A 19,898-nucleotide genomic window follows, 5' to 3' on the forward strand; every position below is an offset into this window, starting at 1 on the left:
AGCTTGAATTTCTTCCGTCCGCCCCAACGTCTTCAGTTCTTGCCCCGTGAGTGGTGGCAGTACCGGCATAAGATGCTACTATGTGCACCTGATTTTGAGTGGAGAAGCGCAGCGCGCTCGACAATAACAACGAGGTATTTACGTGACCAAACAGTTAATGATTTACGACAACATCCAGCCGGTAACCAGTGATAAGCATCGCAACTTGGCGGTAAAGGTAACATCCCACGACTTTGCCGGTGAGCTCACCTCCGTGCCCCTGCTGGCGACTGAGATTCCTTTTGCCTCAGCTGAATTCCCAGTGATTTTCTCTGCCCCTAATCAGGATGGCGAGCACACACCACTGGCGGTTGTCGGTGTGCAGCAGGGCGAAAACCTGATGCTCAATGACGAGGGGATTTTTGATACCCGTTACGTGCCTGCATTTATTCGTCGCTATCCGTTCGTGTTTGCCGGCGACAAAGACAGCCAGAATCTGACTCTGTGCATCGATGAAGACAGCAAGGCGCTGGTTGCTGATGGCAGTGAAGGCCAGCGTTTGTTTGACGATAACGGCGAGCAGACTGAATACCTGAAAGAAATCCTGAAGTTTTTGCAGGACTACCAGTATCGCGCTGAGATGACCAAGGTTTTCTGCAGCAAGCTGAAGGAATTGGATCTGTTAGAGCCGATGCAGGCGAATATTGAGTTTCGCAATAACGCGGGCAACAACATGAGCATCAAGGGCTTTTACACAGTGAAGCGTGAAAAGCTCAAGGCGCTGACCGATGAGCAGGTGACCGATCTGTTTAAGCGCGACGGGCTAGAGCTGATTTACGCTCACCTCAACTCTCTGGGAAATCTCAATACCTTGGTTGAGCGCAAAAACGCCAAATTTGGTGATGCGCCGAAAGCGGCCAACGGCTAATAGACTGCTGTACAGTCCCTTCGAATGAGCCGGCTCACAGGAGCCGGCTTTTTTGCCGGGTTACCCGTCTGTGTACACCATCAAAGTATCCATCCTGGCGCTATGGACAATGTCGTCTGCCGTCGTGCCAAACAGCCTTTTCAGCCCTCGAGAGCCGTGACTGCCAATAACCACCAAATCGCTTGGTAGCTTTTGGGCCAGTGCGTGAATCTCCGGTGCTGGGTCTCCAAAGACAATGTGCAAGTGCTCTGAATTGAGCCCATAGGCGTCGCTGAGCTCGCGCAAAGCCGGAAAGACCCGCTGGCGAATTTGTGCCTCGTTCATGGCGTGATTGCGACCGGTGAGATCACCCAGCCCCGTCACCGGATGCTCCTCAACGTGAACCACATGAATATTCCGGGCGCTGGTCAGGCTTAAGGCTTTTTCCAGTAACTGCCGAGCCTGATGGTCATCGCCCAGAGCGACTGCTACTAGGATGCGCGTGTAGGATGCCATGGTTTACCACTCCTCTTTTGCCTAAAGTCTGGACCGGCACTCGTCAAATCACAACAGTCTGCCAGGAAACCGCTGAAAATCGACTGTGCTCGGCATTTGGGTGGCTGGCGGCGCTCGGATGTGCATTGATTTTCGCCTAAACCCTGTGCTCTGTGCTCCGGCGGCGCCCTACCTGCCTTCGTTAGTGAGCTCGTCAGAGATTCCCCAGGGCCTGGTGCCCCTGAGCTGGACAGCGGCGGAATTATCAACCACGCTCAATGAACCAGCTTTCCATTGTGGCGTACATAAGGCCATTGGCAAATGAGCGAGCAGGAGGTGTAAAGCACATGCAAGCGGGCGAGGTGTTGGGGCAGCGGCTTCAGGGGAAATCCATTTTGTTGACAGGGGCAACCGGCTTTGTCGGCTCGGCGCTGGTGCCGCAGTTGCTAGAGAGGGGCCTCAAAGTCACAGTCTTCACTCGCCGACCTAAGGTGGCGAGGGCACAGTTTGGCGAGCGGGTGGAAGTGCTGACCGACCTGATGCAGCTATCGCCCGCGGGCTATTACGGCGTTGTCAATCTGGCCGGTGCTCCGATTATGGCAGGGCGCTGGAGTCGCTCGCGGCGTGAGTTGTTGCTGCAAAGCCGTGTTGGGACCACCTCGGCCCTCCTTGAGCACTTGCGCAGTCTGGCCGTGTTCCCTGAGGTGGTGATCAGCGGCAGTGCCATCGGATTTTACGGTGATACGGGTGAGGCGCCCGCCACTGAGGCGACCCCTTCTGGCAGTGGCTTCGCTCCACAGCTGTGCCGGGAATGGGAAGCCGAGGCGCGAGGTTTTGAGCACGCTGGCGCACGCTTGTGCCTGTTGCGCACGGGAATCGTTCTAGGGCAGGGCGGCGGCGCCCTGGCGCAGATGCTGCCAGCGTTTCGCTTGGGCCTTGGTGGACCTATTGGTCAGGGGCAACAGTGGATGAGCTGGATTCACCGGCAGGACTTGATACATTTGATCATTTGGCTATTGGTCGATCATACAATCGAGGGGCCGGTTAACGGCACCGCTCCAGAGCCTGTGCGTAACGCCGACTTTACCCGCACCTTGGCCGAAGCTCTGGGGCGTCCCTGTTGGTTGCACATGCCAGCCTGGGTTCTTAAGGCGGCACTGGGTCAGGCGGCCGAGGAGCTCTTGCTCGCGAGCAATAGGGTTTTGCCACAAAAAGCCTCGAGTCACGCCTTTGGCTTTTCTTATCCCGAGCTGGCCGGAGCGCTCGATAATATTGTGAAAAAAAAATAATACCCGCACCTTGAATTATCTACGGCAGACCTTAAATAAGGGTTGTGCCGGCTCTATTGAGGGGTACGCAACCCGCCCGATCCGATGGATGGGCACTAGTTTTTATATTGCTCAAAATTGAGGATATTGCTATGCGTAATTTTGATTTTTCTCCACTGTATCGTTCTTCCATTGGCTTTGATCGAGTCGCCAGTTTGCTCGACTCCCTGTCGCGTACAGAGCAGAGCCAACCCAGTTATCCGCCCTACAACATCGAGTTGACCGGCGAAGATCACTACCGAATTTCTATGGCCGTGGCTGGTTTTGATCGCAGCGAATTAACCATTGAAGTGAACCAGAACCACCTGACGGTTGCCGGCCAGAAAGCCGCAGACGATGACTCGCGCACCTACCTGCACCGAGGGATTGCCGCGCGCAATTTTGAGCGCCGGTTCCAGTTAGCGGATCATGTGCGTGTGGATGCCGCCAACATTGAAAATGGCTTGCTGCACATTGATCTCGTGCGGGAAGTGCCCGAGTCGGTAAAGCCGCGCACAATTGAAATTGGCAACGCAACAGCTCAGCCGCGTGTCGAGCAGAAGTCGTCTGAAAATGCCGACAAAGACAGCTCTCAAGCGGCCTAGCCTTGCTGCCCTCCCTTTAACCCCCAAGCTTTTGTGCCGGCATACGCCGGCACTTTTTTGTTGAGTATGGACAAAATTGCCTGCCCATTGTGTGGCCGCGAGGGGGCTATCCCCTTTTATCGGGATCGCAGACGTGAGTACTGCCGCTGTCGCCAATGCCAGTTGGTGTTTGTGCCACCTTCTTTCTATTTAAGTGCCGTGGATGAAAAGGCCGAATACGACCTGCATGAAAACACGGTCGAAGACTCCGGTTATCGGCGCTTTTTGCAGCGCGCACTATCGCCACTGTTACCGAAGTTGCGGCCGGGGATGACCGGGCTGGATTTTGGTTGTGGCCCTGCTCCCGCGCTACAAGCAATGCTTTGCGAGCAGGGATTTGACGTGAGCGTGTACGATGTTTTCTACGCGCCCGAGTCCGCTGCCCTTGCAAGGACTTACGATTTTATTACGGCCACCGAAGTGGTCGAGCATCTGCATGATCCTGCGAGTGAGTTGGAGCGTCTTTGGCGGCAGTTGCGCTCTGGCGGTTGGCTCCTGTTGATGACTAAGCGGGTGCTAGACGTTGAGGCTTTTGCCAGCTGGCATTATAAAAACGATCCTACGCATGTGTGCTTTTTCAGTGAGGCGACCTTTGCCTGGTTGGCAAACCGGTGGTGCGCCACTTTGGAAATCGCAGGCGCAGATGTGGTGTTGCTGGGCAAAGCTTAGTGGCGTTCCAAACGCTCTGTGGCAGTTGGAAAGGCGTCAACTGGTTCGAAAGAGTTTGGCCCTGACGGTTGAGCGATAATCACTGGGTGTGGTGTCGAGCTGGCTCTTAAACAATTCAGTGAAATAGGTGGTGTCCTGATAACCCGTGCGCTCGGCGATTTCCGCAATGGACAAGTTGCTGGTTTTCAAAAGATCCTTCGCGGTATTGATGCGGGTGCGGCGCAAGTACGCCAAAGGTGTGCTACCGGTGGCGCTTTTGAAGCGGCGGTTTAGGGTGCGGGTACTCATATCAAAGCGCTTGGCCAGAGTGCTCATAGTAATGTTTCTGGCGTAGTTGTCCCTGAGCCACATTTGTACCTGGACGATTTGCTCATCCGGGTGCGGGTGATCGGCGTCTTCATAGTAGGCCATGCTTTCGTAGGAGCGGCGTATTTCGTGAGAAAAGTGGCGCTCGACGTGTGAGGCAAGCGAGCGATCCAAAAACCTGCCAATAAAATGCACGGTCAGGTCAGCAAGCGAGTTGACACTCGCCGCGCAATAGACGCGCCCGGCCTGGGTGATAAAGTGTTGGCGCTTTAAATCCACATTGGGATAATCCTTTTGAAACTGGTCAAAGTAATGCCAGTGGGTTGTCGCTACCCGGCCGTCCAGAAGTCCGGCCTCGGCCATAAAGCAGCAGCCCGTGCTCACGGCGCAAAGAATGGCACCCTGCTGGTGGCACTCTCGCAGCCACTGGATCAGCGGTTGCGAACGTTGCAGTGTCGGGCGCGGGTTTCGCCAAAGCGCCGGAAGGTAAATGATATCGCTGTCCCTGGCCTGCTCCAGGCTGAGCTCCGGCTGCCAAGTGAATCCATGCGGCCCTTGTGGCACCGCAGCATCGATAGACGCGGTTCTAATCTCTAGGCGGGGCGATGCTTTTTTGTCTCTGCGGGCACTGGCGAGCGAGGCGGTGTGCAGCATCTCCATGGGCAGCACGGTGCCTGTGGCCAGCATGTTGTCAGTGAGGATAAAGGTGATCTTCGTGGTTTCCATGGCTATCGCGAGGGTGAAGCGTGTGATGGCCAGAATACCATAGGTTTTGTCTTAAATGTCCCTGACGGTTGCCGCGCCATGGCTCTACACTCTCAGACCTTCGATCACGTCCCCCGAGTTAAACAGCTGGAGAGCAAGATGTCCCGATTGCCCGTTATTGTTGGTTTTGGCGGTTACAACGCCGCGGGGCGCAGTTCGGGGCATCACGCCTTTCGGCGCATGGTTATCGAAAGCCTGCCTGCCAAAGAGCGCCAGGAAACTCTGGCCGCGCTCGGCGTAATGATGGGGATCATCCGCTTTCAGGAAGGGCAGTGGCGCGATGAAACCGGCGAAAGCCTAAGTCTTGCAGCTATTGAGACGCGCCACGGTCAAGCCATACTGGATGGCAGTCTGATTCGTCGCATAGACACCTCTTTTTTTGACGTGGATTCTGCCGCCTGGCAGAAATCGGCGAGTCTGGGCGGTGAGACTGAGACCCAGACGTTTATCCTCAAGGCGCGCGACTTGCCAGAACCTGTGCCCGCCAATTGGCAGGTGACAGAGCTTGAGGGGCGCAAGGTCAAAGTCGAGGTCACCGGCCCCGTGGAGGTAAAGCTCGATAGCTACCGGGACATCCCGGTGAAATCTGCCGGGCAACTGCCGGCGGGGTTTGACCCGGCTCAGTTGTACAACGCGCGCTTTCATCCCCGCGCCTTGCAGCTGGCGGTGATCGCCGCCTCGGATGCGGTGCGCTCTTTGGGTATTGCCTGGGAGGCCGTGGCGGCCAGTGTCAAGCCGGACGAGGTGGGCGTTTACGCCAGCAACGTCATGAGTCAGATGGATGAAGACGGCTTTGGCGGTCTCCTGCAGGCGCGCCTGCGGGGCGGGCGGGTCACCACCAAGCAGTGCCCGCTTGGTCTCAACAGTATGCCGGCGGATTTCGTCAACGCTTATATCTTGGGCAGTGTAGGGCATACGGGGGCGATAGCCGGTGCCTGCGCGTCTTTTCTTTACAACCTGCGCTCGGCGCTGGAGGACATCACCAGTGGCCGCTGCCGTGTGGCGGTGGTGGGTAACGCCGAGGCGCCCATAACCCAAGAAATAATCGATGGCTACGCCACCATGGGCGCTTTGGCCAGCGAAGACAAACTGAAAAAAATCGATGGCAGCGATAGCACCGATCCGCGTCGCTCCAGCCGGCCGTTTGGTGATAACTGCGGGTTTACCATCGCCGAATCCGGCCAGTATGTCGTGCTGATGGACGATGCGCTGGCGCTGGAGTTGGGGGCGGATATTCACGGGGCGGTGAACGATGTGTTCATCAACGCCGATGGCTTTAAAAAATCTATCTCGGCTCCAGGGCCGGGCAATCACATTACCTTTGCCAAGGCTGTGGCCTCGGCGCGCGCTATTGTTGGCGATGAGGTCATCCGCCGGCGCTCTATGATTCATGCGCACGGCTCCAGCACGCCGCAGAATCGGGTGACAGAGTCGCAGATATTCGACCAGATTGGCGCTTACTTCGGTATTGAAAGCTGGCCTGTTGCGGCCATTAAGGCCTATGTGGGCCACTCCTTGTCGCCTGCCAGTGCCGATCAGTTGATTGCCAGCCTGGGCACTTTTAAGTACGGCATAGTGCCGGGCATCAAGACCATTGACCGGGTGGCGGAGGATGTCTTCAGCGATCGCTTGCATATTCCCGTCACCGATTACACCCCCCAAGAGCCCATAGATGTGGCCTTTTTGAACTCCAAAGGCTTTGGTGGCAACAATGCCACTGCCAGTGTGCTCTCGCCGCGGGTGGTCGAGGCCATGCTTGAAAAGCGCTATGGCGGTGCGGTATACGCCCGCTACGCGGCCAAGCGCGAGGCGACCCGGGCGGCGGCGCAGGCCTATGACGAAGCGGCAGCGAGAGGCGAGTTTGCGACCATTTATCAGTTTGGCGAGGGCCTTATCGATGAAAGTCAGATACGCCTGGAAAACGGCGAGCTGCGTCTGCCGGGCTTTGCTCAAAGCATTAATCTCGATTTGCCCAACCGCTTTGAGGATATGGTCTAGCCGGATCTGCACAAAACTCGCGCAGCAAAGCTATACAAACCCAGATCTTTCCCTTAGAATACGGCGCCTTTCGCAACCGGATAGAGTCCGGTCGCTTGCAACAGTTAATCGCGGGCAGGCGCAGCCTGTCCGCACAACCACAGGAAAGTATCAATGGTAACTATTCGTCTGTCACGTGGTGGTTCTAAGAAGCGTCCTTTTTACCACCTGACCGTAACCGACAGCCGCAGTGCACGTAACGGCCGCTTTATCGAGCGTGTGGGCTTTTTCAACCCCATCGCCCGCGGTCAGGAAGAGCGCCTGCGCGTGGATCAAGAGCGTGTAAACTACTGGGTTGGCCAGGGCGCGCAGTTGAGTGAGCGCGTTGCCAAGCTGGTTAAAGAAGCCGCTTAATCGCTGCTTGCCCGATGTCGGCGGGATCTTCCAATCTGGTAGATGTTGGGCGCATAAGCGCGGTGTTTGGCGTAAAGGGCTGGGTCAAAGTTCAGTCGTTTACCGAGCCGGCGGAAAACCTGTTTGACTACGCCCCCTGGTGGTTAAAAACCGCTCACGGGGTAAAAACAGTCGAAATAGACGAGGCAAAGCCCCACGGTAAGGGCTTTGTCGCCCATCTGAAAGGGGTGGATGACCGCGACTTGGCGGCCAGCTATGCGGGCCTAACCATCGCGGTTGAACGGAATTTGCTGCCCGAGCTTGAGACCGGTGAATTTTACTGGCACCAGCTCCAGGGTTTGAGCGTAATTAGCCGCTTTGAGAGTGGTGAGTATCGTCTGGGGCGAGTGGCCCGCCTGCTGGAAACCGGAGCCAACGATGTGTTGGTGGTGGCAGCCGATGCGGACAGCGTGGATGAGCGCGAGCGCCTGATTCCCTATGTGCCGGAGCAGTATGTGGTCGATATCGACCTGGCAGCGGGCACCATGATCGTGGATTGGGATCCGGAATTCTGACCACAGGGTAACCCAGGAGCCAGTGTGAGCGCTGATTTAAGCGGACATTCACCGCTGAAAATAGCCGTGGTTACGCTCTTCCCGGAAATGTTTCAGGCGGTGCGTGACAGTGGCATTACCGCGCGCGCTGTGAAAGAGGGGCGTGTTGCTATCGAGTGCTGGAATCCGCGAGATTTCACCACTGACAAGCATCGCACGGTCGACGACCGCCCTTACGGTGGTGGCCCGGGAATGTTGATGAAAGTCCAGCCTCTGGCCGATGCGGTGGCAAGTGCTAAGGCCTGGACGGGCGAGGCCCGAGTGATTTACCTGTCGCCACAGGGGCGGGTTTTCCATCAGGCCGCCGCCAGAGATATGGCCCTCGGCGGCAACCTGATATTGCTTGCCGGGCGCTATGAAGGCATAGACGAGCGCCTGATTGAGGCGGTCGTGGATGAAGAGTGGTCCATTGGCGATTATGTCTTGTCCGGCGGTGAGTTGCCGGCCATGGTGCTGATGGATGCGGTGATACGGCTTTTGCCTGGTGCGCTGGGCGACAAGCAGTCGGCGGTAGAGGACTCTTTTACCGATGGCTTGCTGGATCACCCACACTATACGCGCCCAGAGGCGCTCGAAGGTGTGGCGGTTCCCGACGTCTTGCTCTCGGGAGATCATGAAAAAATTCGGCGCTGGCGCCTGAAACAGGCGTTGGGGCGGACCTGGCTGAGAAGGCCAGATTTGTTGCAACAAAAAGACTTAACCGAGGAGCAGCAGGTGCTGCTGACGGACTTTCGTCGGGACCTTAATGACTCACTCTAGCTGTGAAGCTACAGACTCTCAGGAGAAACGAGATGACCAACAAAATCATTCAAGAGCTCGAAAACGAACAGCTCAAAAAAGACGTACCTGATTTTTCCCCAGGCGACACCGTTGTGGTGCAGGTAAAAGTGACCGAGGGTAACCGCGAGCGTCTTCAGGCGTACGAAGGTGTGGTAATCGCCAAGCGTAACCGTGGACTTAACTCTGCTTTTACCGTGCGTAAGATTTCTCACGGTGTTGGTGTAGAGCGTACCTTCCAGACTCACAGCCGCCAGGTGGACAGCATTGCTGTTAAGCGTCGCGGTGATGTGCGTCAGGCCAAGCTTTACTACCTGCGTGATCTGACCGGTAAGGCGGCTCGCATCAAGGAAAAGCTGGGCGCCTAATCGCGTTTGGCAAGACAAAAAGCCGGTGCAGCACGCTGCACCGGCTTTTTTTGTTTTTGCCAACCGAGCTCTGAGATGCCCATAATGAACCTCAAAGGGCTCGGACGACAATGACAGCGCCACATCACATACAAATTCAATCCTATCTTGACAGTCTCTGGCTGGAAAAGGGGCTCTCCGCTCATACCCGAGACAGCTATGGCCGCGACCTCAAGGCTTTTGGCCGTTGGCTCGAGGAGAGGGGCACCTGTGAACTCAACGCCGTTGAGCAAGAGCAGGTTATGGCCTATCTCGCCTGGCGTCACTCCCAGCACTATTCAAGCCGGTCCACGGCCAGGCTGCTCTCCTGCCTGCGCGGTTACTATCGGTATCAGATCCGCGAGGGCAAGCTGACGGCGGACCCTATAGCCGCCATTGATAACCCCAAGCTGCCACGCGCACTGCCCAAACTTTTGACCGAGGCGGATGTCGAAGCTTTGCTTGGCGCACCCGATACTGATGATGCGATTGGCCTGCGGGATCGGGCGATGCTTGAGTTGCTCTACGCCTGCGGCCTGCGGGTGTCTGAGTTAACGGGTCTAACCCTGGCCATGTTGAATTTGCGCCAGGGCGTGGTTCGGGTTGTGGGCAAAGGCAGTAAGGAGCGGTTGGTGCCGCTGGGGGAGGAGGCGAGTCACTGGCTCAATCGTTATTTGCAGGGTGGGCGAGCGCAATTGCTGGGTAATAAGCCCGTGGATACACTCTTTCCCAGTACCCGTGGCGGCCAGATGACGCGTCAGACCTTTTGGCACAGAATAAAGCACTGGGCCCGGGTGGCGGGGATCGAAAAGCCGCTTTCGCCCCATACGCTGCGCCACGCCTTTGCCACCCACCTGCTGAATCACGGCGCCGACTTGCGGGTGGTTCAGCTGTTGCTGGGACACAGTGATTTGTCGACCACGCAGATCTACACCCATGTAGCTCAGGCCAGAATGCAGTCTCTGCACCGCCAGCACCATCCGCGTGGCTGAGGCTTTAACCTTATCTTGTGTTAAACTGCGTGGCCTTAATTGGCTATCGCCGGAATGAAAGAGACGTAGTTATGATTTTGACCGCTGTTCGCTCCTGCCTGCTCTGCCTTGCCTTCTGGGCTGTTACCGCCGGTGCGCAGGACGCTGCTGAAACCGAGTCCTCGCCCAGTGCGGTACAAACGCCTGAGCAAACCATCACCGCCAAGCTCAATAAAATCACCGGCGGCGCCCCTCTGGGTGATATTCGCCCCTCGGTGATTGACGGTTTGTACAATGTGCAGATCATCGGTGGGCCGGCCGTGATGATTACCGGTGACGGTCAGCACGTGATTATGGGTGACATGTACGAGGTAACGGACGGCGGTTTGGCCCCCATTCAGGACCCCTACTTGCTCAATGCTCGCAAGGACTTTGTTGCCAGCCTGAAAGAGGGTGATACCATCAATTTTGCCCCCGAGGGTGAAACCAAGCACGTCGCCTATGTATTTACTGACGTGGATTGCGGCTATTGCCGTCGGCTCCACACTCAAATGCACAGCTACCGCGAGCGCGGCGAGAAAAAGCCCGGCTACAACGATTTGGGTATTGAAATTCGCTATCTCGCCTTTCCGCGCGCCGGTGCGAACAGCCCCTCAGCGGCCAAACTCGAAAGCGCTTGGTGTGCGAAGGACCCGGTAGCGGCCCTGGACAAGCTTAAGAACCTTGAGCAAGTCGAGCCTGCTACTTGCGACAGCGCCCCGATTGAACACCAGTACGTAAAAGGTGGCGAGCTCGGGGTGAACGCAACACCGACGATTCTCTTGCCCGATGGCCGCCTTTTTGTCGGCTTTCAGTCACCGGATCGCTTGCTGGAAAGCATCGAACAGGGCCAGTAAACTGCCCGGAGTCTGCCAGCCCCTGCGCTATGCTAGGCGCCTGTTAGGCTCCGGAAACCCCAAAAGGCACCCCTAATTGACAGCAACCTTCCGCCTGAGTAAGGTTGCCGTCTTTTCTATATACAGACTCCATAAGAGGAATCAATGTTGAAACCGGTCAGAATAGGTATCTGCGGTCTGGGCACCGTAGGCAGTGGCACCGTCAATGTTCTCGCGCGCAACCAGCGCGTCATTAACGCCCGCGCCGGTAGTGACATTATTGTGGAGCAGGTGGGTGCCCGGCGTGACAATCCGCAGGTGGATATGACGGCGCTGAATGTTACCCGCGATATTTTCGAGGTGGCCAGCAACCCGAACGTGGATGTGGTGGTCGAACTGATCGGCGGCATCACCGTGGCGCGCGAGCTGATTCTCAAGGCCATTGCCAATGGCAAGCATATTGTAACGGCCAATAAAGCGCTGATTGCCGAGCACGGCAACGAAATTTTTGCTGCCGCCGATGCCGCCGGTGTGACCGTGGCGTTTGAGGCGGCCGTGGCTGGTGGTATTCCCATTATCAAGTCGATTCGCGAGGGGCTGTCGGCTAACCGAATCGAGTGGCTGGCCGGAATCATTAATGGTACGGGCAACTTTATCCTCACTGAAATGCGCGACAAAGGCCGCGCGTTTGAAGACGTTTTGGCGGAAGCGCAGGAGCTCGGTTACGCCGAGGCCGATCCGACCTTTGACGTCGAGGGGATAGACGCGGCCCACAAGTTGGTAATTCTCGCCTCCATGTGCTTTGGTATTCCACTGCAGTTCGACAAAGTCTTTACCGAGGGTATCAGCAAGATCGAGCCTGTGGATGTGGCCTACGCCGATGAGCTGGGCTATCGTATCAAGCACTTGGGCATTGCCCGTAGGGTGGCCGATGGCATCGAGCTGCGGGTGCACCCGACCTTGATCCCCGAGCGCCGTCAATTGGCGAATGTCGATGGGGTCATGAACGCGATTATGATCAAAGGCGATGCCGTAGGGCCGACCATGTACTACGGCGCTGGTGCCGGTGCCGAGCCCACGGCCTCCTCGGTGATTGCCGATATCGTCGATGTTGCCCGCACTCTGACCGCAGACCCCGAGCATCGCGTTCCCTACCTGGGCTTTCACCAAAGCAGCCTGGTCGACAGCGCTATTTTGCCGATCGAGGACATTGAAACGGCGTATTACCTGCGTATGTCGGCGCTGGATAAGCCCGGTGTTTTATCTCAGGTGGCGACGATTCTCAGCGACTCCGGCATCAGTATTGAAGCACTGATTCAGAAAGAGGCGGATGAAGACGAAGAGATTGTCCCCCTGATTTTGCTGACCAACCGCGCGGTTGAAAAAGATCTGGCAGCGGCCATCAGTAAAATTGAAGCGCTGAGCTCTATTACCGGGCCCATTACCCGTATCCGTTTAGAGCCGTTAAAATAATCGGGCGCCTAGCGCCCCTTCCATGATTGCATTCAGGTTATCGACGTGAAATACATCAGCACCCGCGGCCAGGCGCCGTCACTGTCCTTTGAAGAAGTGGTTTTGACTGGCCTTGCCTCTGATGGCGGCCTCTATGTGCCGGAAACTCTGCCGCAGTTTTCCCACGAAGAAATCGCCAGCTGGGCTGGCCTGTCCTATCAGGAGCTGGCGTTTAAGGTGATGTCGCCTTTTGTCGCCGGTGAAATTCCCGATGCGGATTTGCGCCGGCTGATTGACGATGCCTACGCCGGTTTTCGTCACGAGGCGATAGCGCCGCTGGTACAGACCGGTCACAACGAGTGGATTCTCGAGCTGTTTCAGGGGCCAACCCTGGCGTTTAAAGACTTTGCGTTGCAGTTTCTCGGTCACTTGCTCGATTACATTTTGAAAAAGCGCGATCAAAAAGTCGTGGTCATGGGAGCTACCTCGGGTGATACCGGCTCGGCCGCTATCGAGGGTTGCCGGCGCTGCGAGAATATCGATATTTTTATTCTTCACCCACACAATCGGGTATCCAACGTGCAGCGTCGCCAGATGACAACAGTGCTGGAAGGCAATGTGCACAATATCGCGCTCGACGGTAACTTTGACGACTGCCAGAACATGGTCAAAGCCAGTTTTGCCGATCAGTCCTTTTTGCCGCAAGGGCGCCAGCTGGTAGCGGTTAACTCCATCAACTGGGCGCGTATTATGGCTCAGATCGTTTATTATTTTTATGCCTCATTGGCGCTTGGCGGCCCGGCGCGCCCGGTGTCTTTCTCCGTGCCGACCGGTAATTTCGGTGATATTTTTGCCGGCTACCTGGCATCGCGCATGGGCCTGCCAATTGATCAGCTGGTGATCGCCACCAACAGCAACGATATTTTGCACCGCGCTATCAGCAGTAACGATCACAGTAAGCACGAGCTGCAGCATACCTTGTCGCCGAGCATGGACATCATGGTATCCAGTAACTTTGAGCGCATGCTGTTTGACCTCTACGATCGCGACGGTGCGGCCATTGCCGCCTTGATGGAGGAGTTTAAGTCAGGCGCCATGCACTTGAGCGAAGGAGCGCTGACCCGAGCGCGCGAGCTGTTTGCAAGCCACAAAGTGGATGACGCGCGAATGCTTGAAGTCATTCGCGATGTGTTTGAAAAAACCGAGTATCTGCTGGACCCTCATACTGCTATCGGGGTAGAGGCCGCCCGAGCTACCCGTCGTAATCGGGATCTGCCTATGGTCTGCCTGGCGACGGCGCACCCGGCCAAGTTCCCCGAGGCCGTGCGCCAAGCCGGCCAGGAAACCGATCCTCAGTTGCCTCATCATATGGCTGATCTTTTCCAACGAGAAGAGCGCTATGAAGTCCTGCCCAACGATACCGAGACCGTGCATAAATTTATGCGTGAGCATTTGGCTTGCTGATGTGCGAGCCTGAGGGTCGATATCGCCCCTCAGGCTCGCGTAAATTTTTTGCACAAGGCACACTGTGAGTTTGTCTTGTACGCCGGCCCTCAGACCTCAGTCGACCGACGAGTTCTCCCCATGCAGAAAACCATAAAACGCCGTCCCCTTCCCGCCCACCGGTTGGTGGATACCGGTTTGCCGGCGTTGCTGGAAAGACTCTATGCCGCCCGGGGCATCGATAGCCCAGAGCAACTGGAGCTGACGCTCAAGCGGCTGCTAAAGCCCGGCATGAAAGGGCTTGATGAGGCGGCCGAGCTACTTGCCGATGCAGTAGTCGCTCAGGCGCGGATTTTGATTGTCGGCGATTTTGACGCTGACGGCGCCACCAGCTCGTCTCTGGCGGTATTGGCACTTAAGGCCATGGGGGCGCAGCATGTGGATTTTCTGGTGCCGAACCGATTCGAATATGGTTACGGCTTGACACCGGAAATTGTATTGGTTGCGGCCGAGCGCGAACCCGATGTCATCGTTACAGTGGACAATGGTATCTCCAGTGTTGAGGGTGTGAGGGCCGCGCAGGCGCTCGGTATGGCCGTGGTGGTAACCGACCATCACCTGGCCGGCTCAGTGTTGCCTAAGGCGGAGGCCATCGTTAATCCCAATCAGCCGGGCTGCGACTTCCCCAGTAAAAACCTTGCGGGTGTCGGCGTTATTTTCTACGTTATGAACGCCCTAAAGAAGGTGCTTTCGACCATGGGCTGGTTTACCGAGGTGGGGGTCGAAGAGCCCAATATGGCTCAGTACCTCGATCTGGTGGCTCTGGGTACGGTGGCCGATGTGGTGCCGTTGGACAGCAATAATCGCATTTTGGTCGAGCAGGGTATTCGCCGTATTCGTGCCGGTGTCGCCCGCCCGGGTATTTTGGCCTTGCTGGAGGTATCCGGTCGGCAGCGTGAGCGGCTCGTGGCCAGTGATCTTGGCTTTGCACTGGGCCCGCGCCTCAATGCCGCGGGCCGGCTTGATGACATGAGCATTGGTATTCGCTGCCTGCTAGCCGATGACTACCCGCAGGCGAGGGAGTTGGCCGCCGAGCTGGACGGATTTAACCGCGACAGGCGTGCCATTGAAAGCGGAATGCAGCGCGAGGCGATGGACATGCTGGACAAGCTCAGTGTCGACGAGGCCAATCCGCTGCCCTGGGGGCTCTGCCTGTACGATGCCAGTTGGCATCAGGGGGTGATCGGTATTCTCGCCTCGCGCATTAAAGACCGCTTTCACCGCCCGGTGATTGTGTTTGCCGACGCCGCTGAAGGTGAGATCAAAGGTTCGGCGCGTTCTATTCCGGGGCTGCACATTCGCGACGTCCTGGATGCGGTCGCCACGGCGCACCCCGGTTTATTGCAAAAGTTTGGCGGTCACGCCATGGCCGCCGGGATGAGTCTCCAGGCGCAAGATTATGCAGCGTTTTGTGAAGCGTTTGACCAGGAGGTGAAACGTCAACTCCGCGAAGAGGATTTGCAGGTTGTACTGCTTAGTGACGGCGAGCTTCGCGCCGAGGAGTTTCAGCTGGAACTGGCACGCCAGTTGCGCGAAGCCGGCCCCTGGGGACAGCACTTCCCAGAGCCATTATTCGACGGTGAATTTTACCTGGTGCAGCAGCGGATTGTCGGCGACAAGCATTTAAAGCTGGTGTTGGCACAGGACCCGTCGCGCCGGCAGTTGATTGACGCCATTGCCTTTAACGTTGACCTGGCGGTGTGGCCCTGCCAGACGGCCGAAAAAGTGCGCGCTGCGTTTAAGCTGGACGTGAACGAGTTTCGCGGGCACGAATCGCTGCAGCTGATGATCGATTACTTGGAGCCACTCTGAGCGAGCATGGGCTCAAGCACCCGCCAGACGTTGTCGAGTAAGATCGGTTGCGCTTCTGCCTTGGGGTGAATACCGTCGTTTTGCATCAGGTTGTTATCCAGGGCCACTCCTTCCAATAAAAAGGGCACCAACGCCAGCTCGTACTCATCCGCGAGAGCGGGAAACACATCGCTAAATGCGTCGGCGTAACGCGCCCCATAATTGGGGGGTATCTGTATGCCCACCAGCAGCACCTGAGCCTCATGCGACTTGGCCGTTTCGATCATAGCAGCGAGATTCGATTGCATGATTTTGATGGGCTGGCCTCGCAGACCATCGTTGCCGCCGAGCTCGAGAATTACAAGGGTGGGGGAGTGGGTGGTCAGCAGCTTTTCCAGCCGTGCGCGGCCGCCTGTGGTCGTCTCACCACTGACACTGGCATTAATGACACGCTGTTCGTAGCCCTGATCGCGCAATTTTTCTTGCAATAAATTGGCCCAGCCCTGCTCAAGATCGATACCGTAACCGGCACTCAAGCTGTCGCCCATCACCAGAATGCGGCCCGGCTCGGCCATCGCTTGCAGCGCAAAAAGCAGCGCCAGCATGCATCCATTTACCAAAATTAAACGTCTTAAGCTATTAAGCATTGTAGAATCCAGTGAAATTCAAACCGTTTACAGACCCGCCTATCCAGGGAGACTCCATGGCTTATATGCTCCAGGCCGCCCAGTTGGGAAAAACAGTTACGACCGCCGCCGGTGATCTTACCATTCTCAAAGACATTAATCTCAGCGTTGCCAAAGGGGAGAGCCTGGCGATTACGGGGGCCTCGGGTTCTGGTAAATCCACGCTTCTCGGACTGCTCGCGGGTCTGGATGTTCCCACCACCGGCCGGGTTGAACTTGCCGGCATCAATCTAGGTGAGCTGGACGAAGAGGGGCGTGCGCGCGTGCGTGCTGAGCATGTTGGCTTTGTGTTCCAGTCGTTTCAGCTGCTGCCTGGGTTGACGGCACTGGAAAACGTAATGCTGCCGCTTGAGCTGGTCGGCGATGCCAAAGCGCGCCAGCGCGCCAGCGAATACCTGGAGCGGGTGGGGCTGGCGGCTCGCCTCGGACATTATCCGCCGCAGCTTTCCGGCGGAGAGCAGCAGCGCGTTGCCATTGCCAGAGCCTTTGCCTGTGAGCCGGACATCCTGTTTGCCGATGAGCCCACCGGCAACCTCGACAGCAGCACTGGCCATACGATTAATGATTTGTTGTTCGGCCTGAACGAGGAGGCCGGCACTACGCTGGTGCTGATTACCCATGAAGAGCGGTTGGCCAATCGCTGTGCCCGCCAGTTACAGCTCGCGGGTGGGGAGTTGATGATAGCCAGCGCCGAGGCTATTGCCTGATGTTGGCCTGGCGATTGTTGTGGCGTAATTGGCGCAGTGGCGAAATCAAATTACTGTCCGTCGCGTTGGCGCTGGCGGTTACTGTGGTCAGTGCGATTGCTCTGTTCACTGACCGGCTTGAGGGCACGTTACTCGAGCAGAGTAACTCCCTGCTCGGTGCGGATCGACTGGTCACCAGTAATCAACCTCACAGACGCGAATGGGCCGATGAGGCCAGGCGGCGCGATCTTGCACAAACTCGCGTGGTGCACTTTGCCTCCATGGTGTTTGCCGGCGATGAAATGCACCTGGCATCGGTTAAGGCCGTTGCTGAGGGGTATCCGCTGCGCGGTTACATCGATACCAGCCAAACGCCCTTTGCGCTTGAGCCCGAGCTGATCGAGCGTGCCCAGGGAATTCCAGCGGCCGGAGAGGTCTGGGTGGATTCGCGACTCTTGCCTCTGCTGCACATAGAGCTTGGAGATACGCTGCAAGTGGGGGAGGGGCGTCTTAGGGCTACCCGTGTGATTACCAGTGAACCCGATGGCAGTGGCCCCTTCAGTGTCATGGGTGCCCGTATTCTGATGAATTGGGCCGATCTGGAGCGCACCCGGGTAATTCAGCCGGGCAGTCGGGTGGAGTATCAGTGGTTGTTGGCTGGCGAGGAGGCGCAAGTCTCTGAGTTTATGCAGTGGCTGGAGCCCAAGCTCTCCGAGCATGAAGAAGTCATGGACATTGAAAACGCGCAACGCCGCTTGCAGGGCACCTTGCTGTCCGGGCGACGCTTTTTGGTGCTGGCTGCGGTGATGGGTGTGCTTCTGGCCGGCGTTGCCATCGCCCTAGCGGCACGCCAGTTCGCCGACCGCCACATTAATCAGGTGGCGCTTTTGAAAAGCCTGGGCACCTCGGCCGGGCGTATTCGTGGTCTTTATCTAGCTCAGCTGCTGATTCTCGCCGCCCTGGCATCGTTGCTCGGCCTGGCATTGGGAGCACTCTTGCAGGAGGTGATTGCCCGAGTGGTGCTCAAGCTTTACCAGATCGAGATGGCGCCCAGTGGCCTGATACCGATTGCGCTGAGCCTTCTGAGCGGGCCTTTGGCGCTTGTGGGCTTTGCGCTGCCAAGTCTTTGGTTTTTGCCGGGTGTGCCGCCGATTAAAGTGTTGCGCCAGGAAATGGTCATACCGCGCGGAGCCTTTGTCTGGCAAGTGATTCTGGCGTGCGCGGTTTTGATTCTCTTGGTCGGTGTGTTCGGGCGCGATCTGGTGCTCGGTTTGACGGTACTGGCGGCCCTTGCGGTTGTTGGCAGTCTCGCCAGTGCATTGGCTCTGGGGCTTTTGGCCACCAGCCGGCGCGCCGGTGCTCAAGCCGGTAGCCGCTGGCGTTTGGCGCTGGCCAGTATCCAGCGTCGCCGCGGTGCCAGTGTTTTACAGGTGGTAGTCTTCGCTACAGCCATTATGCTGTTGTTGAGCCTAACCATTGTGCGAACGTCGCTTATTGAGGAGTGGCAGGTTAAGGTGCCGGACAACGCGCCCAACCATTTTCTCCTCAACATTGCGCCGTCGCAGGTTGAGGATTTCAGAGCGCTGTTGACCGCCGACTCGCTGAAAGTAGAGCAGCTCTACCCAATGGTGCGCGGGCGGCTGACGCACATAAACGATGAACCCAAACCCGAAGATACCCTGAACAGAGAAGCCTCTTTGACCTGGACCGCTGAGCTCGCCGAGGATAATCAAGTGGTGGCTGGTAAGTGGTGGGGCGAGTGGCAGCGCGGCGAGGCAGACCTGCCGGGTGTGTCGGTGGAGCAGGAGGTGGCCGAGCGCTTGGGCATAGCTTTGGGAGACCGCCTGAGCTTTTCGATCGGGGGGCTAGCCGCCGAGGCTGAGGTGGCAAGCTTTCGCACCTTGGAGTGGGAATCCCTGCAACCGAATTTTTACTTTATCTTCGAGCCCGGTGCACTCGATGATTATGCGCCCATGTACATGACGAGCGTATATTTGCCCGCGGAGAAAAAGCGTTTTATCAACACCTTGCTGACGCGTTACCCGACCGTTGTGGTCATTGAACTCGACAGAATCATCAACCAGATCCGGACGATTATTTCTCAGGTCAGCGATGGCGTGGGTCTGGTACTGGCCATGGTGCTGCTGGGTGGCTGCCTGGTATTGATCGCGGCGGTGACCGGCAGTATCGATGCGCGCAAACAAGAGGCAGGCCTGTTGCGTGCGCTCGGTGCCCCTCGCCGCCTTATGGTGGGAGGCATCTGGATTGAATTTGCCCTGCTGGGCGGTTGTGCTGGCGTGATTGCAGTGATGGCCTCGGAGGCGTTGTTGCTGGGTTTGCAAGTGTTCGTGTTTGAAGTGCCTGTGCAGCCTCACTATCTGTATTGGCTTCTGACGCCCGCGGTAAGCGCAGTGTTCGTTGGTGTTCTAGGCGCAATTAGCTGTCGCCATGCGGTGACCACACCGCCAGCGATTGTCCTGCGCGAGGCTCAGTAGCGGTGTGAGATTGATAGGCGTAGTTGTGGCTGGCCGACGGTTGATGTAGAGGGTTTGGGTGAGTCGCGAACGAATACCTTCAGCATCGCCTTCGCTGCGATCTTTTCAATGTCACAGCCTCTGTTGGATGTCATGACATCCAACACTAGCTATTCTTTGTGAGGATGGGTGTGCTTACGCCCTCAGGTGTTTTCTAACATTCACTCGTTTTGGGCCCGAG

The 19,898-nt window shown here is 57.1% G+C and carries 19 protein-coding genes; 16 read left to right on the plus strand and 3 right to left on the minus strand.

What is annotated here, in order from left to right; all coding sequences use genetic code 11:
- Nucleotides 1-142: 142 nt before the first annotated feature.
- A complete protein-coding gene (locus QWI16_RS17200; RefSeq protein ID WP_302715057.1) occupies nt 143-907 on the plus strand; it encodes a SapC family protein in 765 nt (254 codons plus the stop codon).
- 60 nt (nt 908-967) lie between these two features.
- On the opposite strand, the gene QWI16_RS17205 is transcribed toward QWI16_RS17200, so the two are convergent.
- Complete coding sequence (locus QWI16_RS17205) at nt 968-1,402, minus strand: universal stress protein (protein ID WP_302715060.1); 435 nt, start codon at nt 1,400-1,402, stop codon at nt 968-970.
- Nucleotides 1,403-1,728: 326 nt separating this feature from the next.
- Here QWI16_RS17205 and QWI16_RS17210 point away from each other — a divergent pair, with 326 nt between their 5' ends.
- The 3 genes from QWI16_RS17210 (at nt 1,729) to QWI16_RS17220 (ending at nt 4,001) form a co-directional block, all read left to right on the plus strand.
- The gene (locus QWI16_RS17210; RefSeq protein ID WP_302715062.1) at nt 1,729-2,670 is read left to right on the plus strand and encodes a TIGR01777 family oxidoreductase; all 942 of its coding nucleotides are present in this window, start codon (nt 1,729-1,731) and stop codon (nt 2,668-2,670) included.
- 131 nt (nt 2,671-2,801) lie between these two features.
- Complete coding sequence (locus QWI16_RS17215) at nt 2,802-3,293, plus strand: Hsp20 family protein (RefSeq protein ID WP_302715064.1); 492 nt, start codon at nt 2,802-2,804, stop codon at nt 3,291-3,293.
- A gap of 171 nt (nt 3,294-3,464) precedes the next feature.
- Nucleotides 3,465-4,001: a class I SAM-dependent methyltransferase gene (locus tag QWI16_RS17220; protein WP_368045304.1), complete on the plus strand. Its 537-nt coding sequence runs from the start codon at nt 3,465-3,467 to the stop codon at nt 3,999-4,001.
- Nucleotides 4,002-4,037: 36 nt separating this feature from the next.
- Here QWI16_RS17220 and QWI16_RS17225 read toward each other — a convergent pair whose 3' ends face one another.
- A complete protein-coding gene (locus tag QWI16_RS17225; RefSeq protein ID WP_302715066.1) occupies nt 4,038-5,033 on the minus strand; it encodes a GlxA family transcriptional regulator in 996 nt (331 codons plus the stop codon).
- Nucleotides 5,034-5,171: 138 nt separating this feature from the next.
- Between QWI16_RS17225 and QWI16_RS17230 the strand changes: the two genes are divergently transcribed.
- The 10 genes from QWI16_RS17230 to recJ all read left to right on the plus strand — a co-directional run bounded on the left by QWI16_RS17230 (nt 5,172) and on the right by recJ (nt 15,832).
- A complete protein-coding gene (locus QWI16_RS17230) occupies nt 5,172-7,070 on the plus strand; it encodes a beta-ketoacyl synthase (protein WP_302715069.1) in 1,899 nt (632 codons plus the stop codon).
- A 153-nt stretch (nt 7,071-7,223) separates the two neighbouring features.
- Nucleotides 7,224-7,463 (plus strand): 30S ribosomal protein S16, encoded by a 240-nt coding sequence (gene rpsP / locus QWI16_RS17235; RefSeq protein ID WP_302715071.1) that lies wholly within the window; start codon nt 7,224-7,226, stop codon nt 7,461-7,463.
- A gap of 14 nt (nt 7,464-7,477) precedes the next feature.
- A complete protein-coding gene (rimM, locus tag QWI16_RS17240) occupies nt 7,478-8,017 on the plus strand; it encodes a ribosome maturation factor RimM (protein WP_302715073.1) in 540 nt (179 codons plus the stop codon).
- An 87-nt stretch (nt 8,018-8,104) separates the two neighbouring features.
- The gene (trmD, locus tag QWI16_RS17245) at nt 8,105-8,815 is read left to right on the plus strand and encodes a tRNA (guanosine(37)-N1)-methyltransferase TrmD (RefSeq protein ID WP_302715604.1); all 711 of its coding nucleotides are present in this window, start codon (nt 8,105-8,107) and stop codon (nt 8,813-8,815) included.
- A 32-nt stretch (nt 8,816-8,847) separates the two neighbouring features.
- Complete coding sequence (rplS, locus tag QWI16_RS17250; RefSeq protein WP_302715075.1) at nt 8,848-9,201, plus strand: 50S ribosomal protein L19; 354 nt, start codon at nt 8,848-8,850, stop codon at nt 9,199-9,201.
- A gap of 110 nt (nt 9,202-9,311) precedes the next feature.
- Nucleotides 9,312-10,211 (plus strand): site-specific tyrosine recombinase XerD, encoded by a 900-nt coding sequence (xerD, locus tag QWI16_RS17255; protein WP_302715077.1) that lies wholly within the window; start codon nt 9,312-9,314, stop codon nt 10,209-10,211.
- A gap of 71 nt (nt 10,212-10,282) precedes the next feature.
- Entirely contained in the window at nt 10,283-11,086 is an 804-nt protein-coding gene (locus tag QWI16_RS17260) for a thioredoxin fold domain-containing protein (RefSeq protein ID WP_302715078.1), read from the plus strand.
- A gap of 144 nt (nt 11,087-11,230) precedes the next feature.
- A complete protein-coding gene (locus QWI16_RS17265; RefSeq protein ID WP_302715079.1) occupies nt 11,231-12,538 on the plus strand; it encodes a homoserine dehydrogenase in 1,308 nt (435 codons plus the stop codon).
- Between the two features lie 45 nt (nt 12,539-12,583).
- Nucleotides 12,584-13,981 carry a threonine synthase gene (gene thrC, locus QWI16_RS17270; protein ID WP_302715081.1) on the plus strand — a complete coding sequence of 466 codons (1,398 nt, stop codon included), beginning with the start codon at nt 12,584-12,586 and terminating at the stop codon, nt 13,979-13,981.
- Nucleotides 13,982-14,101: 120 nt separating this feature from the next.
- Nucleotides 14,102-15,832: a single-stranded-DNA-specific exonuclease RecJ gene (gene recJ / locus QWI16_RS17275; protein WP_302715083.1), complete on the plus strand. Its 1,731-nt coding sequence runs from the start codon at nt 14,102-14,104 to the stop codon at nt 15,830-15,832.
- Here the strand turns inward: recJ and QWI16_RS17280 are convergent.
- Nucleotides 15,814-16,416 (minus strand): arylesterase, encoded by a 603-nt coding sequence (locus tag QWI16_RS17280; protein WP_302715085.1) that lies wholly within the window; start codon nt 16,414-16,416, stop codon nt 15,814-15,816. The two genes, recJ and QWI16_RS17280, sit on opposite strands and share 19 nt — an antisense overlap.
- A gap of 107 nt (nt 16,417-16,523) precedes the next feature.
- Here QWI16_RS17280 and QWI16_RS17285 point away from each other — a divergent pair, with 107 nt between their 5' ends.
- A complete protein-coding gene (locus tag QWI16_RS17285) occupies nt 16,524-17,204 on the plus strand; it encodes an ABC transporter ATP-binding protein (protein WP_441294566.1) in 681 nt (226 codons plus the stop codon).
- Nucleotides 17,204-19,678 (plus strand): ABC transporter permease, encoded by a 2,475-nt coding sequence (locus QWI16_RS17290; protein WP_302715088.1) that lies wholly within the window; start codon nt 17,204-17,206, stop codon nt 19,676-19,678. Before QWI16_RS17285 ends, QWI16_RS17290 begins: the two co-directional genes overlap by 1 nt.
- Nucleotides 19,679-19,898 lie beyond the last annotated feature (220 nt).

This window comes from Gilvimarinus algae (assembly GCF_030518215.1).
GTDB lineage: Bacteria > Pseudomonadota > Gammaproteobacteria > Pseudomonadales > Cellvibrionaceae > Gilvimarinus > Gilvimarinus algae.

Bases quoted from the DNA above. Each gene is read 5' to 3' on its own strand.
- QWI16_RS17215 (WP_302715064.1), top strand. From the start codon at position 2,802: ATGCGTAATTTTGATTTTTCTCCACTGTATCGTTCTTCCATTGGCTTT.
- QWI16_RS17205 (WP_302715060.1), bottom strand. From the start codon at position 1,402: ATGGCATCCTACACGCGCATCCTAGTAGCAGTCGCTCTGGGCGATGAC.
- QWI16_RS17285 (WP_441294566.1), top strand. From the start codon at position 16,524: ATGCTCCAGGCCGCCCAGTTGGGAAAAACAGTTACGACCGCCGCCGGT.
- QWI16_RS17265 (WP_302715079.1), top strand. From the start codon at position 11,231: ATGTTGAAACCGGTCAGAATAGGTATCTGCGGTCTGGGCACCGTAGGC.
- rpsP (WP_302715071.1), top strand. From the start codon at position 7,224: ATGGTAACTATTCGTCTGTCACGTGGTGGTTCTAAGAAGCGTCCTTTT.
- QWI16_RS17280 (WP_302715085.1), bottom strand. From the start codon at position 16,416: ATGCTGGCGCTGCTTTTTGCGCTGCAAGCGATGGCCGAGCCGGGCCGC.
- trmD (WP_302715604.1), top strand. From the start codon at position 8,105: ATGTTTCAGGCGGTGCGTGACAGTGGCATTACCGCGCGCGCTGTGAAA.
- xerD (WP_302715077.1), top strand. From the start codon at position 9,312: ATGACAGCGCCACATCACATACAAATTCAATCCTATCTTGACAGTCTC.
- rplS (WP_302715075.1), top strand. From the start codon at position 8,848: ATGACCAACAAAATCATTCAAGAGCTCGAAAACGAACAGCTCAAAAAA.
- QWI16_RS17230 (WP_302715069.1), top strand. From the start codon at position 5,172: ATGTCCCGATTGCCCGTTATTGTTGGTTTTGGCGGTTACAACGCCGCG.
- QWI16_RS17290 (WP_302715088.1), top strand. From the start codon at position 17,204: ATGTTGGCCTGGCGATTGTTGTGGCGTAATTGGCGCAGTGGCGAAATC.
- QWI16_RS17210 (WP_302715062.1), top strand. From the start codon at position 1,729: ATGCAAGCGGGCGAGGTGTTGGGGCAGCGGCTTCAGGGGAAATCCATT.
- recJ (WP_302715083.1), top strand. From the start codon at position 14,102: ATGCAGAAAACCATAAAACGCCGTCCCCTTCCCGCCCACCGGTTGGTG.
- QWI16_RS17260 (WP_302715078.1), top strand. From the start codon at position 10,283: ATGATTTTGACCGCTGTTCGCTCCTGCCTGCTCTGCCTTGCCTTCTGG.
- QWI16_RS17225 (WP_302715066.1), bottom strand. From the start codon at position 5,033: ATGGAAACCACGAAGATCACCTTTATCCTCACTGACAACATGCTGGCC.
- rimM (WP_302715073.1), top strand. From the start codon at position 7,478: ATGTCGGCGGGATCTTCCAATCTGGTAGATGTTGGGCGCATAAGCGCG.